10 protein-coding genes and 1 pseudogene are annotated in these 14,226 nt (G+C 73.9%); 6 read left to right on the forward strand and 5 right to left on the reverse strand.

What is annotated here, in order from left to right; genetic code table 11:
* The first annotated feature begins 31 nt into the window (after positions 1-31).
* Genes ACFYU0_RS10215 through ACFYU0_RS10225 form a run of 3 tightly spaced genes read left to right on the forward strand, consistent with a single transcriptional unit; the run spans position 32 to position 2,690 of the window.
* Complete coding sequence (locus ACFYU0_RS10215) at positions 32-277, forward strand: hypothetical protein (RefSeq protein ID WP_351659201.1); 246 nt, start codon at positions 32-34, stop codon at positions 275-277.
* Positions 278-2,356 carry a 4-alpha-glucanotransferase gene (malQ, locus tag ACFYU0_RS10220; RefSeq protein WP_389299426.1) on the forward strand — a complete coding sequence of 693 codons (2,079 nt, stop codon included), beginning with the start codon at positions 278-280 and terminating at the stop codon, positions 2,354-2,356.
* Positions 2,357-2,414: 58 nt separating this feature from the next.
* The gene (locus tag ACFYU0_RS10225; RefSeq protein WP_351659207.1) at positions 2,415-2,690 is read left to right on the forward strand and encodes a hypothetical protein; all 276 of its coding nucleotides are present in this window, start codon (positions 2,415-2,417) and stop codon (positions 2,688-2,690) included.
* Between the two features lie 115 nt (positions 2,691-2,805).
* Here ACFYU0_RS10225 and ACFYU0_RS10230 read toward each other — a convergent pair whose 3' ends face one another.
* Positions 2,806-3,312 (reverse strand): MarR family transcriptional regulator, encoded by a 507-nt coding sequence (locus tag ACFYU0_RS10230; RefSeq protein WP_351659210.1) that lies wholly within the window; start codon positions 3,310-3,312, stop codon positions 2,806-2,808.
* A gap of 108 nt (positions 3,313-3,420) precedes the next feature.
* Here ACFYU0_RS10230 and ACFYU0_RS10235 point away from each other — a divergent pair.
* A pseudogene (locus ACFYU0_RS10235) lies at positions 3,421-4,263 on the forward strand (EamA family transporter); the annotation flags it as partial.
* Between the two features lie 11 nt (positions 4,264-4,274).
* On the opposite strand, the gene ACFYU0_RS10240 reads toward ACFYU0_RS10235, so the two are convergent.
* The 3 genes from ACFYU0_RS10240 to ACFYU0_RS10250 form a co-directional block, all read right to left on the reverse strand.
* Positions 4,275-4,754 (reverse strand): DUF1203 domain-containing protein, encoded by a 480-nt coding sequence (locus ACFYU0_RS10240; protein ID WP_389299430.1) that lies wholly within the window; start codon positions 4,752-4,754, stop codon positions 4,275-4,277.
* Between the two features lie 128 nt (positions 4,755-4,882).
* On the reverse strand, positions 4,883-7,453 hold the full coding sequence (gene pepN, locus ACFYU0_RS10245; protein ID WP_389299433.1) for an aminopeptidase N: 2,571 nt from the start codon (positions 7,451-7,453) through the stop codon (positions 4,883-4,885).
* A 125-nt stretch (positions 7,454-7,578) separates the two neighbouring features.
* Positions 7,579-8,598: an aspartate-semialdehyde dehydrogenase gene (locus tag ACFYU0_RS10250; RefSeq protein ID WP_389299434.1), complete on the reverse strand. Its 1,020-nt coding sequence runs from the start codon at positions 8,596-8,598 to the stop codon at positions 7,579-7,581.
* A gap of 340 nt (positions 8,599-8,938) precedes the next feature.
* Between ACFYU0_RS10250 and ACFYU0_RS10255 the strand changes: the two genes are divergently transcribed.
* Positions 8,939-9,484 (forward strand): sigma-70 family RNA polymerase sigma factor, encoded by a 546-nt coding sequence (locus ACFYU0_RS10255; protein WP_351660159.1) that lies wholly within the window; start codon positions 8,939-8,941, stop codon positions 9,482-9,484.
* Position 9,485: 1 nt separating this feature from the next.
* The gene (locus ACFYU0_RS10260) at positions 9,486-10,538 is read left to right on the forward strand and encodes a hypothetical protein (RefSeq protein ID WP_389299436.1); all 1,053 of its coding nucleotides are present in this window, start codon (positions 9,486-9,488) and stop codon (positions 10,536-10,538) included.
* A 249-nt stretch (positions 10,539-10,787) separates the two neighbouring features.
* On the opposite strand, the gene ACFYU0_RS10265 is transcribed toward ACFYU0_RS10260, so the two are convergent.
* A complete protein-coding gene (locus ACFYU0_RS10265) occupies positions 10,788-14,096 on the reverse strand; it encodes a S8 family serine peptidase (RefSeq protein ID WP_389299439.1) in 3,309 nt (1,102 codons plus the stop codon).
* Positions 14,097-14,226: the final 130 nt, after the last annotated feature.

Genomic DNA, 14,226 nt, shown 5'->3' on the forward strand with positions numbered 1-14,226 from the left:
CGGCAAGCGACCGAGAGAGAAGGAGGCCCCCGTGGCCGCACCGGCTCATCCCACCATTCCGGCCCAGTGGAAACCCTTGGCGGAGCAGTCCGCCGAGACCGACGACGCGCGGCTGTGCGTCTTCAGCGCGGAGAGCGCCTGCGTGGAGGCTCCGCTGACCAGCGAGCCGCCCCTGCCCGACGCCGAACCCCTGACCAGCGAGCCCCCGCTCGCCGAGGCCGCCCCGCTGACCGGCGAGTCCGACCCGATCCCCGACTTCTTCGGCGCGGGACTGTAGATGACCGCGGCCGCCGACGAGGAGCTGGCCCGGCTCGCCGCACTGCACGGGGTGGACACGTCCTACCGCCCCGCCCCCGACCGCACGGTCGACGTCCCCGCCTCCGCCGTGGTGGCCGCCCTGGCCGCCCTCGGCGTCGAAGCGGGCACCCCGGACGCGGTCCGCGCCGCGCTCGCCGAACGGGAGCGCGAGCTGCGCGAGCGGCTGCTCCCACCGACGGTCGTGCACTGGTCCGGCGACCCGGGCGGCCCGGCCGCCCTCGCCGCGCTGCCCGCCGGCACCCGCCTCACCGTCGAGACCGAACAGGGCGAGACGCGGGACACGGCCGAGGGACTGCCGCTCGGAGCGCACCGGGTGACCGCCGTCGCGCCCGACGGCCGCACCGGGCACGCCCATCTCGTCGTCGCCCCCGACCGGCTGCCGACCCCGGCCACCCGCTCCTACGGCCTGCTCGTCCAGCTGTACTCGCTGCTCTCCCGGCGCTCCTGGGGCATGGGCGACCTCGGTGACCTCGCCGAGCTGGCCGGCTGGGCCGGACGCACCGCCGGTGCCGGGTTCGTGCAGGTCAACCCGCTGCACGCGGCCGTGCCCGGCGCTCCGACCGACCCCTCGCCGTACCGGCCCTCCTCCCGCCGCTTCCCCGACCCGGTGCATCTGCGCGTCGAGCTGATCGACGAGTTCGCCCAGGTCGAGGACCAGGACCGGGTCCGCGACCTGCTGGACCGCGCCGCGCGGCTGCGCGCCGACGTCCTCGACAAGGGCGCCCTCATCGACCGGGACGCGGTGTGGGAGCTGAAGCGCGAGGCGCTGGAACTGGTCCTCGCCGTGCCCCTCGGACCGGGACGGCAGGCCGCCTACGACGCCTTCCGCACCGAGGAGGGGCAGGCCCTGGAGGACCACGCAACCTGGTACGCGCTCGCCGAGGCGCACGGCTCCGACTGGCACCTGTGGCCCGCGGGCCTGCGCGACCCGCGCTCCGCCGAGACCGCTCACGCCCGCGCCGAGCTCGCCGACCGGGTCGACTTCCACTCCCGCCTGGCCTGGCTCACCGACGGTCAGCTCCGCGCCGCGCAGCGCACCGCGCTGGAGGCCGGCATGACCGTCGGGATCATCCACGACCTCGCCGTCGGCGTGCACCCCCACGGCGCGGACGCCTGGGCGCAGCAGGACCACTTCGCCGCCGGGATGTCGGTCGGCGCCCCGCCCGACGCCTTCAACGCCCACGGCCAGGACTGGGGGCTGCCGCCCTGGCGGCCCGACCGGCTGGCCGCCTCCGGCCACGCCCCCTACCGCCACCTGCTGCGCGCCCTGTTCCGCTACACCGGCGCCCTGCGCATCGACCACGTGATGGGCCTGTTCCGGCTGTGGTGGGTGCCGCAGGGCCGCCCGCCCACCGAGGGCACCTACGTCCGCCACGACGCCGAGGCCATGCTCGCCCTGCTCGCCCTGGAGGCCTTCCGGGCCGGGGCGGTGGTGATCGGCGAGGACCTGGGGACCGTGGAGCCCGGGGTGCGCGAGCGGCTGCAGCGGCGCGGGGTGCTCGGCACCTCCGTGCTCTGGTTCGAACGGGACTGGGAGGGCGACGGCCGCCCGCTGCCCCCGGAGCGGTGGCGCGCGGACTGCCTGGCCACCGCCACCACCCACGACCTGCCGCCCACCGCCGCCCGGCTCACCGGCGACCACGTCGGTCTGCGCGACCGCCTGGGCCTGCTCACCCGCTCCGTCGCCGAGGAGAGCGCCGAGGCGGCCGCGGACACGGCGGAGTGGCTCGCCCTGCTGGGGAGCCTCGGCCTGCTGGACAGCCCGGCGGCCGGGCCGCCGGGCAGCGACGAGGAGGCGGAGATCCAGGGCGTCCACCGCTTCCTGCTGCGCACCCCGGCCCGGCTGGTCGGCGTCTGGCTCCCGGACGGCGTCGGCGACCGCCGCCCGCAGAACCTGCCCGGCACCTGGGACGAGTACCCGAACTGGCGGCTGCCCGTCGCCGACTCGGACGGCCGCCCGGTGACGCTGGAGGAGCTGGCGGCCTCGCCCCGGCTGCGGGCGCTGCTGGACGTGCTCAGGCAGGGGGTGGGGCGGTGAGGGCCGCGTAGGGGACCCCGGGCGCGCGTCCGTTCGGGTGGTTCGCTAACTTGGGAGTGTGGACAAGAAGAACGCCCTGCGCGCCGGCGCCCTGGCCGCCGGTACGACGCTGATGATGCTGCTCATGTCGTCCCCCGCGCTCGCGCTGACCCGCGACGACGGTGACGACCCCGGCCCCGGCCTGAGCGTCATCCAGACGCTGGGCCTCTATGTGCTCCTGCCCATCGCCCTGTTCGTGGTCATCGCGGGCCTGGTCATGGTGCTGGACAAGTCCCACGCCAAGAAGGACCGCACGACGTCCAACATCAACGTGAAGGGCGAGGCGAAGGCCTGACCGGCCTCCCCGTCCCGCCGAGGGCGCCGCTCTCCCCCGGTACGCGCACACCGCCGTACCCGGGTGAGGCCGGCGCCCTCGGCGTTTCCGGGCACGCCGGCGGCGGCCCGCCCGCCTACCGTGTCCCGGAGAGCAGCTCCCGCAGCAGGCCGGCCAGTTGGCCGGCCTGTTCGTCGTCCAGGTGGGCCAGGGCCTCCGTCTGGACGGCGAGCCCCGCGCCGACCGCCCGGTCGATGACGTCCAGCCCCTTCTCGGTCAGGGTCACCTGGAGCCCGCGGCGGTCGTGGGGGTCGGGGGAGCGGCGCAGCAGCCCGGCCCGCTCCAGTTTGTCGAGGCGGCCGGTCATGCCGCCGGTGGTGAGCATCAGGGTCGCCGAGAGCTGCCGCGGGGACAGGGTGTACGGCTCGCCGGAGCGGCGCAGGGTGGCCAGCACGTCGAACTCGCCGCGGGAGACGCCGAAGGGCTCGTAGGCCTTCTCCATGCGGTCGCCCATGGCGCGGGACAGGCGGTGGATGCGCCCGAAGACCTCCATCGCCCGGGTGTCGAGGTCGGGGCGGACGGCCGCCCACTGGTCGATGATCGCGTCGACGGGGTCGTGGGGCTGCTGCCGGCCTGCGTTCATGTGCCGAGTATCGCCGCAGGGGACAGTCGTCGGCAAGAAAGTAGCTTGACGATAAGTAGCTTGCGACTAAGCTACTTATCACTTGCTGAACTCGCGAAAGGGCCCGTGATGAAGCGCCCCACGACCGTCCTGCTCACCGCCCTCGCCCCCGTCTCCTGGGGCACCACCTACGCCGTCACCACCGAGTTCCTGCCGCCGGACCGCCCCCTGTTCACGGCCCTCGTCCGGGCCCTGCCCGCCGGGCTGCTGCTGCTCGCCCTCACCCGGGTGCTGCCGCGCGGCATCTGGTGGGCCAAGGCGGCCGCGCTGGGCGCGCTGAACATCGGCGCCTTCTTCCCGCTGCTGTTCGTGTCGGCGTACCGGCTGCCCGGCGGGATGGCCGCCGTGGTCGGCTCGGCCGGGCCGCTGTTCGTGGTCGGCCTGTCGGCACTGCTGCTGCGGGAGCGGCCGACCGCCCGCACCCTGGTCACGGGAGCCGTGGCCGCGCTCGGCGTCAGCCTCGTCGTGCTCAAGGGCGCCGGCGCCCTGGACGCGGCCGGGGTGCTCGCCGCCGTCGCCGCCACCGCCTCGATGGCCGCGGGGACCGTGCTGACCCGGCGCTGGGGCCGGCCCGAGGGCGTCGGACCGCTCGCCCTCACCGGCTGGCAGCTCACCGCCGGCGGCCTGCTCATCGCGCCGGTCGCCCTGCTGGCCGAGGGCGCCCCGCCCGCGCTCGACGGCCGCGCGGTCGGCGGTTACCTCTACCTGGCGCTGGCGAACACGGCGGTCGCCTACTGGCTCTGGTTCCGCGGCATCGGCCGGCTCGGCGCCACCCGGGCCGGCTTCCTCGGCCCGCTCTCCCCGCTGACCGCCGCCGTGACCGGCTGGGCGGCCCTGGGGCAGGCGCTCACCCCCGTGCAGACGCTCGGCATGGCCCTGGCGTTCGCGGCGACGGCGGCCGGGCAGCTCGGGAGCGCAGCGGTCTACGGACGCCGCACCTCGTACAGGAAGCACCCGTACTCCACCGCCCGCACGTGCACCAGCGCCACCTCCGGGTCGGCGAAGGCCTCCGCGAACGCCGGTCCGAAGCCGTCCGGGTCCGCGACGAGGCGGCCCCCGAGGATGCGGCCGTCGGCGGAGTAGCGGCGCAGCGTGCGGTGGGCGCCGGTGAAGGGGAGCGCGTCGCCGTCCTCGGGCCCGGCGCAGTCCCCGGCGTGCACGAAGACCGGCCCCTGCTCGTCGTAGGCCCCCGGGTCGGCGCCCGTCGCGGCCGCCCAGCGGCGCAGGGGCGCGTACGACACCAGGGCGACGCGCTCGCCCGGCGCGCTGCGGCGCAGGCAGCAGCGCAGCGGTGCGCCGCCCTCCGTGTCCTCGAAGGCGGTCATGGGGCGGCCCGCGTCGTCCGAGACGCGCAGCTCCGCGAGGACCGCGGCCGGCAGGGGCCGTGCGGTGTAGGTCGTCATACGGCCAGCGTGGCCCGCCGGGCGTACCGCGCACCGGCGGAATCCGGACGTCGAACCCGCCGCCCGCGGACGCTGGCCCGGAAAAGGGCGCCCGGTGCCGGACCGGGCGCCCTCGTGGCCGTTCGGCGTTACGCGGTGGCCGCGTCCGCCGCCTGGGCCCTCAGCGCGCGCTCGACGCCCGAGCGGGACTCCGAGACCAGCCGGCGCAGGGCCGCGCCGGGCTCCGCCGAGGCCAGCCAGGCGTCCGTCCTGGCCAGCGTGTCCTCGGAGATCTGCACCCCCGGGTACAGGCCGATCGCGATCTGCTGGGCCATCTCGTGCGAACGGGCGTTCCAGACGTCCTTGAGGACCTCGAAGTACCGCTCCGTGTACGGCGCCAGCAGCTCCCGCTGGTCGGTCTGCACGAAGCCGCCGATCACGGCCTCCTGCACGGCGTTCGGCAGCTTGTCGGAGTCGATGACCGACGCCCACGCCTCCGCCTTGGCCTCCGGCGTCGGACGGGCCGCCCGGGCGGTGGCGGCGTGCCGCTCACCGGCCGCGGTCCGGTCCCGCTCGTACTCCGCCGCGATCTCCGCCTCGTCGAAGCGGCCGACCGCCGCGAGCCGCTCCACGAACGCCCAGCGCAGCTCCGTGTCGACGACCAGGCCCTCGATGGTCTGCGAGCCGTCCAGCAGCGCGTCCAGCAGGTCGAGCTGCTCCGGCGTGCGGGCCGTCGCCGCGAACGCCCGGGCCCAGGCGAGCTGGTGGTCGCTGCCGGGGCCGGCCGAGCGCAGGTGGGCCAGCGTGGCGTCGGTCCAGCGTGCCAGCAGGGTCTCCCGGGCGGCCGGGTCGGCGTACAGCTCGATCGCCAGCTTCACCTGGCGCTGCAGCGACTGCACGACACCGATGTCGGACTCCTTGCCGATGCCGGACAGCACCAGCGACAGGTAGTCCCGGGTGGCCAGCTCGGCGTCGCGGGTCATGTCCCAGGCCGAGGCCCAGCACAGGGCGCGCGGCAGGGAGGCCTCGAAGTCGCCGAGGTGCTCGGTGACGGTCCGCAGCGACTCCTCGTCCAGCCGGACCTTCGCGTACGACAGGTCGTCGTCGTTGAGCAGCACGACGGCCGGCCGGCGCCGGCCCGCGAGCTGCGGTACGGCCGTCAGCTCGCCGTCGACGTCCAGCTCGATCCGGTCGGTGCGCACCAGCTTGCCGCCGCCGTCCAGCTCGTACACGCCGATCGCGATGCGGTGCGGGCGCAGCACCGGCTCGCCCTTGGCGCCGGCGGGCAGCGCCGGGGCCTCCTGGCGGACGGCGAAGGAGGTGATGACGCCGTCCGCGTCCGTCTCGACCTCCGGGCGCAGCACGTTGATGCCGGCCGTCTCCAGCCACTGCTTCGACCAGGTCTTCAGGTCGCGGCCGGAGGTCTCCTCCAGGGCGCCCAGCAGGTCGGACAGGCGCGTGTTGCCGTACGCGTGCCGCTTGAAGTAGGCCTGCACGCCCTTGAAGAACTCGTCCTCGCCGACGTACGCGACGAGCTGCTTGAGCACGCTCGCGCCCTTGGCGTACGTGATGCCGTCGAAGTTGACGAGCACGTCGTCCAGGTCGCGGATGTCGGCCATGATCGGGTGCGTGGACGGGAGCTGGTCCTGCCGGTACGCCCAGGTCTTCATGGAGTTCGCGAACGTCGTCCACGCCTGCGGCCAGCGGGAGCCGGGCGCGGCGGCCTGGCAGGCGATGGAGGTGTAGGTGGCGAACGACTCGTTCAGCCACAGGTCGTTCCACCACTCCATGGTGACCAGGTCGCCGAACCACATGTGGGCCAGCTCGTGCAGGATGGTCTCGGCGCGCGTCTCGTACGCCGCGTCGGTCACCTTGGACCGGAAGACGTACTGGTCGCGGATGGTGACCGCGCCCGCGTTCTCCATCGCGCCGGCGTTGAACTCGGGCACGAAGAGCTGGTCGTACTTCTTGAACGGGTACGCCAGCCCGAACTTCTCCTGGAACCAGTCGAAGCCCTGCCGGGTGACCTCGAAGATGGCGTCCGAGTCCAGGAACTCGGCCAGCGAGGGACGGCAGTAGATGCCGAGCGGCACGCTCTGCCCGTCCCGCTCGTACACGCTGTGCACCGAGTGGTACGGGCCGACGATCAGCGCCGTGATGTACGACGAGATGCGGGGCGTCGGCTCGAAGACCCAGACGTTCTCCTGCGGCTCCGGCGTCGGCGAGTTGGAGATGACCGTCCAGCCCTCCGGGGCCTTCACGGTGAACTGGAAGGTCGCCTTCAGGTCGGGCTGCTCGAACGAGGCGAAGACGCGGCGGGCGTCCGGCACCTCGAACTGGGTGTATAGGTACGCCTGCTCGTCGACCGGGTCCACGAAGCGGTGCAGGCCCTCGCCGGTGTTGGTGTAGGCGCAGTCGGCGACGACACGCAGGACGTTGCGCCCGTCCAGCAGCTCGGGCAGCGCGATCCGCGAGTCGGCGAACACCTCGGCGGGGTCGAGCGAGTCCCCGTTCAGCGTCACCTCGTGGACGGCCGGGGCCACCAGGTCGATGAAGGACGTGGCGCCTCTTTCGGCCACGTCGAAGCGCACCGTGGTCACGGACCGGTAGGTGCCGCCCTCCTGCGCGCCGGAGAGGTCGAGATCGATCTCGTACGAGTCAACGGTGAGCAGCTTCGCCCGCTGCCGCGCCTCTTCGCGAGTCAGGTTTGTGCCAGGCACGCGGTCATCTCCTCGTTATGTGTGGGTTGCGCCATCCTTCCATGGCGGCCACGGGGAAAGCGATGAGCCCGGGCACGCGAAAGGGGCGGTCACGCGCACGTGACCGCCCCCTGTGCGACGGGCGCCTACTTCTCGGACAGCTCGGCCGCCACCAGCTCCGCGATCTGGACGGCGTTCAGCGCGGCGCCCTTGCGGAGGTTGTCGTTGGAGACGAACAGCGCCAGGCCGTTGTCCACGGTCTCGTCGCGGCGGACGCGGCCGACGAACGAGGGGTCCTGGCCGGCCGCCTCGAGCGGGGTCGGGATGTCGGAGAGGGCCACGCCCGGGGCGCCCGCGAGCAGCTCGGTCGCCCGCTCCGGGCTCAGCGGCCGGGCGAAACGGGCGTTGACCTGGAGGGAGTGACCGGAGAAGACCGGGACGCGCACACAGGTGCCGGAGACCTTCAGGGCCGGGATCTCCAGGATCTTGCGGGACTCGTTGCGCAGCTTCTGCTCCTCGTCGGTCTCGCCCAGACCGTCGTCGACGATGGAGCCGGCCAGCGGGAGCACGTTGAAGGCGATGGGGCGCTTGTAGACCTGCGGCTCGGGGAAGTCGACCGCCGCGCCGTCGTGGGTCAGCTTGTCGGCCTCGGCGGCCACCTTCTGCACCTGCCCGTGCAGCTCGGCCACGCCCGCCAGGCCGGAGCCGGACACCGCCTGGTAGGTGGCGACGACCAGCGCCTCCAGGCCGGCCTCCTCGTGCAGCGGCTTCAGGACCGGCATCGCGGCCATGGTGGTGCAGTTCGGGTTGGCGATGATGCCCTTGGGCCGGTCGGCGATGGCGTGCGGGTTCACCTCGGCGACCACCAGGGGCACCTCGGGGTCGCGGCGCCAGGCCGAGGAGTTGTCGATCACCACGGCGCCCTGGGAGGCGACCTTCTCGGCCAGCGCCCTGGAGGTCGCGCCGCCCGCGGAGAAGAGCACGATGTCCAGGCCGGAGTAGTCGGCGGCCGCCGCGTCCTCCACCGTCACGCCGTCCAGCACGGTCCCGGCCGAACGGGCCGAGGCGAACAGGCGCAGCGTGGTGACCGGGAAGTTCCGCTCCGCGAGGATCCTGCGCATGACCGTGCCGACCTGACCGGTGGCTCCGACGATTCCGACCCTCACGGCGACTCCCTCTGTGTGTGTTGCTGCTTGCCTTCGCATGACCGGGGCTTTTCCATCATGCGGCCAGTCCCGGCCCACCTGTCCAATTCTTTGCGGCGCCTGCCCGCGCTGTAAGACGCGATCACCCCGGGTCCGGTTCTGGACCTCCGTCGTACGCCGCGCTGAGCTGCAGATGTTTCCCCGGCGGCGGCCCCGCGCCGGAAGCTGTGCTGCGGGGTCCCTGCCCGCCGGGGAACCGCCCACACGGTGGTGTGATGTACGCCTCCCGGGTCCTCGGCGTCCGGCCGAACGTTTCCGCCGCCTCGTGCGTCGTAGGGGCAAACGCGTGAGGGGGTGGCTTGTGCTGCGCGGAAGGACGCGCCGCGACAAGGGGGCGTACGCCGGTGCGGACCGTACCGGCGGAGACCCACTGGACGCGGCCCAGGAACGCCGGGTGCGGGCGGTGCTCGCGCTCGGCGGGGTGCCGCAGGCGGACCTGCCGGACGGGGTGCAGCAGGTCCGTCTGCGGCTGCTGGAGCGGGCCGCGAGCGGGCGCGAGGCGCCGCGGGACGTGTCGGCCTGGGCGGCGGTGGTCGCCTCCAACCTCGCCATGGACTGGCACCGGGCCAAGCGGCGCCAGGAGCGGCTGGGGGAGCGGCTGGCGGCCCTGCGCGAGCCCGCGCACCCGTCGGGCGAGGAGACCAGCGTGCTCTCCCTCGCCGTCGCCCGGGGGCTGGACGAACTGCCCGACGCCCAGCGCCAGGTCCTGGTCCTGCGCTTCTTCGCGGACCTGCCGGTGCGCGGCATCGCCGAGGAGCTGGGCGTTCCCGAGGGCACGGTCAAGAGCCGGCTGCACACGGCGGTCCGCGCCTTGCGCCGGCGACTGCACGAGGACGAGGTGGTGTGAGATGCCCGCCGGACACGAGGACACCGGGGAGCACGGCGGCATGGACGCCCTGATGGCCGCGATCACGGGCGACCCGCTGCCGCCGGACGCCCACGACGACCCCGCCCTCCTCGCGCGGCGGCGGTCGGCCGAGGCGGACGTGGCGGTGCTGAGGGACCAACTGGTCTGGCTCGCCGAGGCCCTGACGGGGGAGCGCCAGACGGAACGACCGGCACCGGGGGCGACGGACGCCGGGCGGGCGGGGGCCTCGGCGGCCGCGCACGACCCCGGCCGGGGCGGGGCGGACGGTCCGGGTACCGGCCCGGCCGGGCCCGGGGCCGCCACGGGTCAGCACGGTCCGGGCGGGGGCAGCGTGTCTTCCCGCAGCGCGGACCCGGCCGGGTCCGAGGGCGACGGCGGGCCGGCGGCGAGTGCCGCCGCGGGCGCGGCGGAGGGGATCGCCGCGGGCGGTCGGGGGGGCGGTCGTGTCCGGGCCGGGGGTCCCGGCGCCGCCGGGGTCCGCGGGCCGCGGGCCCCCGGCCGGGCGCGGAGCGTCCGGCGGCCGGGCCGGCCCGGCGGAGTCCGGCGCGGGGCGCGGGTGGTGCTCGGTTCGGTGGCCGGGGTGATGGCCCTCGGGCTGGTGGCGGGGCTCGGCTGGGTGGCGGTGCGGTCCGGTGGCGGTGTCTCGGCGAGCTCGGACAAGAGCGCCGACGCGAAGAGCCGGGCGGACGGCCCGGCCGAGGCAGGAAGCGGCGCGGCGCTCTCCTGCTACCGGCTGCTCGCCGAGGGCACCGTGGCCGGGGTGGACCGGCGGACGGACGCCCCCCGGATCCGTGTCGTGCTCACCGTGACCCGCTCCTACCGCCCCTCCCACGGCCCGTCGGAGGTCGCCTTCCTCCTCGGCGACGCCGCGAGCCCGGCCCCGCGCAAGGGGCAGCACGTGCTGGCCGGGGTGGTCCGGGGCGGCCGGGAGGCGACCCTGTGGGCCGTCGGCGACGCCCGCGTGGCCGACGAACGCGCCCGGATCGCCGGGACCGGGCCCGAGTCCGCGCCCGCCCCGTGCGACGAGCCGTGAGCGGGACACGGTGACGCGGTGGCGGTGGGCCGTGGTCGTGGGGGCGCTGCTGCTGCTCGCCGCGGCGGCGGTCGCCGTCCTCGTCGTCTCGGAGCGAGGGCACGCTGACGCGTATCCCGCCTGCGGGACGACGGGGACGACGGGGCCGGCCGGGACGGCCTGCGCCCGCGGGGGGGGGGGGACCCGGCAGACGACAAGAGGGGCGGGCGCCCGTGTCCGGACACCCGCCCCTCTGCCGGGATCACCCCGTTACGGCGTGACCTTCTCGATCTTCACGCTGCCGGTGCCCGCGGCCGTGCCGCGGCCGTTCACCAGCTGGACCTGGCCGAAGAACGCGCGGCCCGCGGGGGCCTCGGCGGCGGCCGTGACCTGACCGGTCACCGTGGCGGAGTCGCCCGTGCCGAGCTTGACCGCGGCCGAGCCGTCGACCGAGACGGTGCCGAGCGTGCTGGAGAAGAACACGTCCCGGTAGTCGTAGTCGGTCGAGCCGGCCGGAACCGAGTAGCCGACGACCTTGACGGTGTACGTGCCGGCGGCAGGGGACGGGATGGAGACCGCCTCCTCCGAGTCGCCGTCCGCGGACTGCGCGACCTGCGTGCCGTTGGCGTCGTACACGGTCAGGTCCAGGTCGGCGCCCGCGTCGGACACGTTGCCGATCGCGACGTCCAGGGACTTGGCGCCGGCCGGGACGTCCACCGTGGTGGTGTGCGTCTCGCCCTCCTTGATGGACGGGCGGGACGACTCGGAGGAGCCCAGCGGGCCGCCGACCAGCTTGCCGTCCAGCGCCGCGTACTTGTTGGTCACCTTCCAGGAGACGGCGGCCGGCGTGCCGACCTTGGCCTCGGGCACGGTCACGGTCTCCGGGTCGAAGACCGCGCCGAGCACGGTGACGTCCAGCTCGTACGGGTTGTCGAGCAGCGGGGAGGTACGCCGGGCCTCGACCTCGACCTCCCAGACGCCGGGCTGCGGGTCGGCGTAGGAGCGGACGTCCGGCTTGCAGCCGTTGCCGTCGAGGTAGTTGTTGTAGCAGTACGGGGTGCTGGTGTTGTCCACCGGCGTGCCGTACGGGTGGATCGAGATGAAGCGGGTCTGGCTCTTGTCCTTCAGCCCGCCGATCGCGACCTCCAGCGACTTCGCGCCCTCGGGCACGGTCACGAAGTAGGACCGGGTGCTGTTGCGCTGCACCGAACCGGACGCGGAGTAGGTGTAGTTCACCGGGGAGGCGACCACGACGGTGGTGAGGATCTGCTTGTCGACCCCCTCCGTGCGCGGGTCGTCGACGTCCAGGATCGCGCTCTTCAGACCGGCGGAGCCAGGAGCCGCCTGGACCTTGACCGTCACCGGCTGGTTCAGCGGCAGCCGCACCTCGTCGTCGCCGAGGATCCGGAAGGTCCGGCCGGCGTTGTTCTCGATGCTCAGCTCGTGCCGCAGGGCACGGTCCGGGCCGGAGGTGCGGGTGATCGTGACGTCGTACGTCTTGCGCTGGCCGGCCTTCAGGCCGCCCTCGCGGTCGTACAGACCGGTGCCGAAGCCCGGGGTCTTCAGCGCGTAGTCGATCGCGGTGTCGACCGGGGCCTTCACGGTGTAGTCGTGGGCGGTGGCGCCGTCGCGGACGGCGTCCCAGGCGTCCACGATGTCGATGAGGCCGGCGCCCTCCTCGTAGGCCTGCACGCCGCTGATGTGGTCGGCGGTCGAGGTCAGGGCCGTGCGCAGCTTCGCGGGCGTCAGGTCGATGCCCTTCTGCTTGGCGGCGCTCAGCAGCAGCGCGCTCGCGCCCGCCGCCTGCGGGGAGGCCATCGAGGTGCCCTGGAGCATCGAGTAGCCGGCCGGCAGCGAGTAGCCCGCCTCGGCGACCGGGGAGCCCGGCAGCCAGGTCTGGGTGGTGTTGATCGCGGCGCCGGGCGCGCTCAGGGTCGGGGTGAAGCCGCCGTCCTCACGCGGGCCGCGCGAGGAGAAGGGCATCATCGCGTACCTGGTCGCGACGGCCGAGCCGTAGTTGGCCGCCCAGGTGTCCTTGGAGATGGTGGCGCCGACGGAGATCACCTTGTCCGCGAGGCCGGGGTCGCCGATCGTGTTGGCGCCGGGCCCGGAGTTGCCCGCGGAGATCACGAGCTGGACGCCGTAGGTGTCGATCAGCCGCGTGTACAGCTCGGCGCGCGCGTTGTTGCCGTCGTTCAGCGCCGGCAGACCGCCGATGGACATGTTGACGATGTCGACACCGCGGTTGGCGACGAGGTCGATCATGCCCTCGGTCAGCGCGACGTTGGTGCAGCCGCCGCTCCAGGTGCAGGCCCGGGAGGAGACGAGCTTTGCGCCCGGGGCCGCGCCGTTCATCCTGCCGCCGAACAGCCCGTTGGCGGAGGTGATGCCGGCGACGTGCGTGCCGTGCTCGGACTCGATGACGCCGATGTTGACGAAGTCGGCCGTCTTGCCGACCCAGTCGCCGCCGTACGGGTCGGTCGGCACGTCCTTGCGGATCTGCACGACGAACGGCTGGCGCTCGACCACGTCGGTCTTCGGGTCGTCGGTGCCGAAGTACCCGATCTGGTAGCCGTCCTTGTACGGCTTCATCGGGGTGTCGTCGGTGAAGTCGAAGTTGTTGTTCAGGTCGACGCGCACGGTGCCGGCGGCCGGGTCGTAGAGGACGCCCCAGACGTCGGTGGTGTCGCCGTCCCGGTTGGCGTCGCCCTTGGCGTCGCCGCCGGCCGTCGACGACTCGCGGAACAGGTTGACCTGGTAGCTGCCCGCGGGCGCCTTCCAGTTCGCGCCGCCGTAGGCGAACGACGGGCCGCTGACCGGGTTGGTCATCCGGCGCCAGGTGCCGTCGCCGTCGATGATCGGGTCGGTGGCGGTCACCCAGTCGGTGATCTTCCGCTCGCCCGTGGTGGTCTTCTGCAGCGCCGGGTGGCCGAGGTCCACGCCGGAGTCGAGGATGCCGATGGTGATGCCCCGGCCGTCCGCCTTCGGGTGGTCCTTGACGAAGTCGACGGCGCCGGTCTCGAAGGACGGGTTGTACGGGTTCTCGGCCGGGGTGTTCCTGCCCGGTCCGGAGTAAGTGGTCGCCGAGCCGTGGCCCTTGGCGCCCTGGGCGGTGTCCGCGGCGGGCGTCGGGTCGTCCAGCGGGATCTCCTGGCGGAGGTCGATCGCGTGCACCGAGGACAGCTTCGAGGCGGCCGCGATCGCGGAGTCCGCCTTCGCCGTCGGGACGGTGGCGCGGACGTAGCCGAGCTTGTCGTAGGTGCGGCCCACCGAGCCGCCCTTGACCGCGTCCAGCTCCGAGGCGACCTGCTCGGTCTGCCCGGGCGCCGTGGCGATCATCATCGTGACGTTCTTGTCGCCGTCCGCCTTGGCCTCGGCGAGCCGGTCGGCGTCTTCCGAACCGAGCTTGTCGTGCGCGGACTTGACGGCGGGGTCGGCCGTGGCGGGGGGCGCGTCCGCGCCGAGGGCCAGCGGTACCGGCCCGGCCGCGGAGAGGGCGGCCACCACGCCGACGGCCACGGCTATGCGGGCCAGGCGTCTCGGGCCGGATATCGGGTCGCGCTCGGGGGTGTGGGTCATCGGCATCCCTTGCAGGTGAGAAACCAGTGCCGGACGAGCGCACAGCTTTACCCAAGGCAAAGGAATTTGGGGACCGTTGACCTGAACGTAATCAATGTATGGGGAAAACCCGCGATGGGATTTGACGGGA

It is taken from the genome of Streptomyces sp. NPDC003720 (genome assembly GCF_042875075.1).
GTDB lineage: Bacteria > Actinomycetota > Actinomycetes > Streptomycetales > Streptomycetaceae > Streptomyces.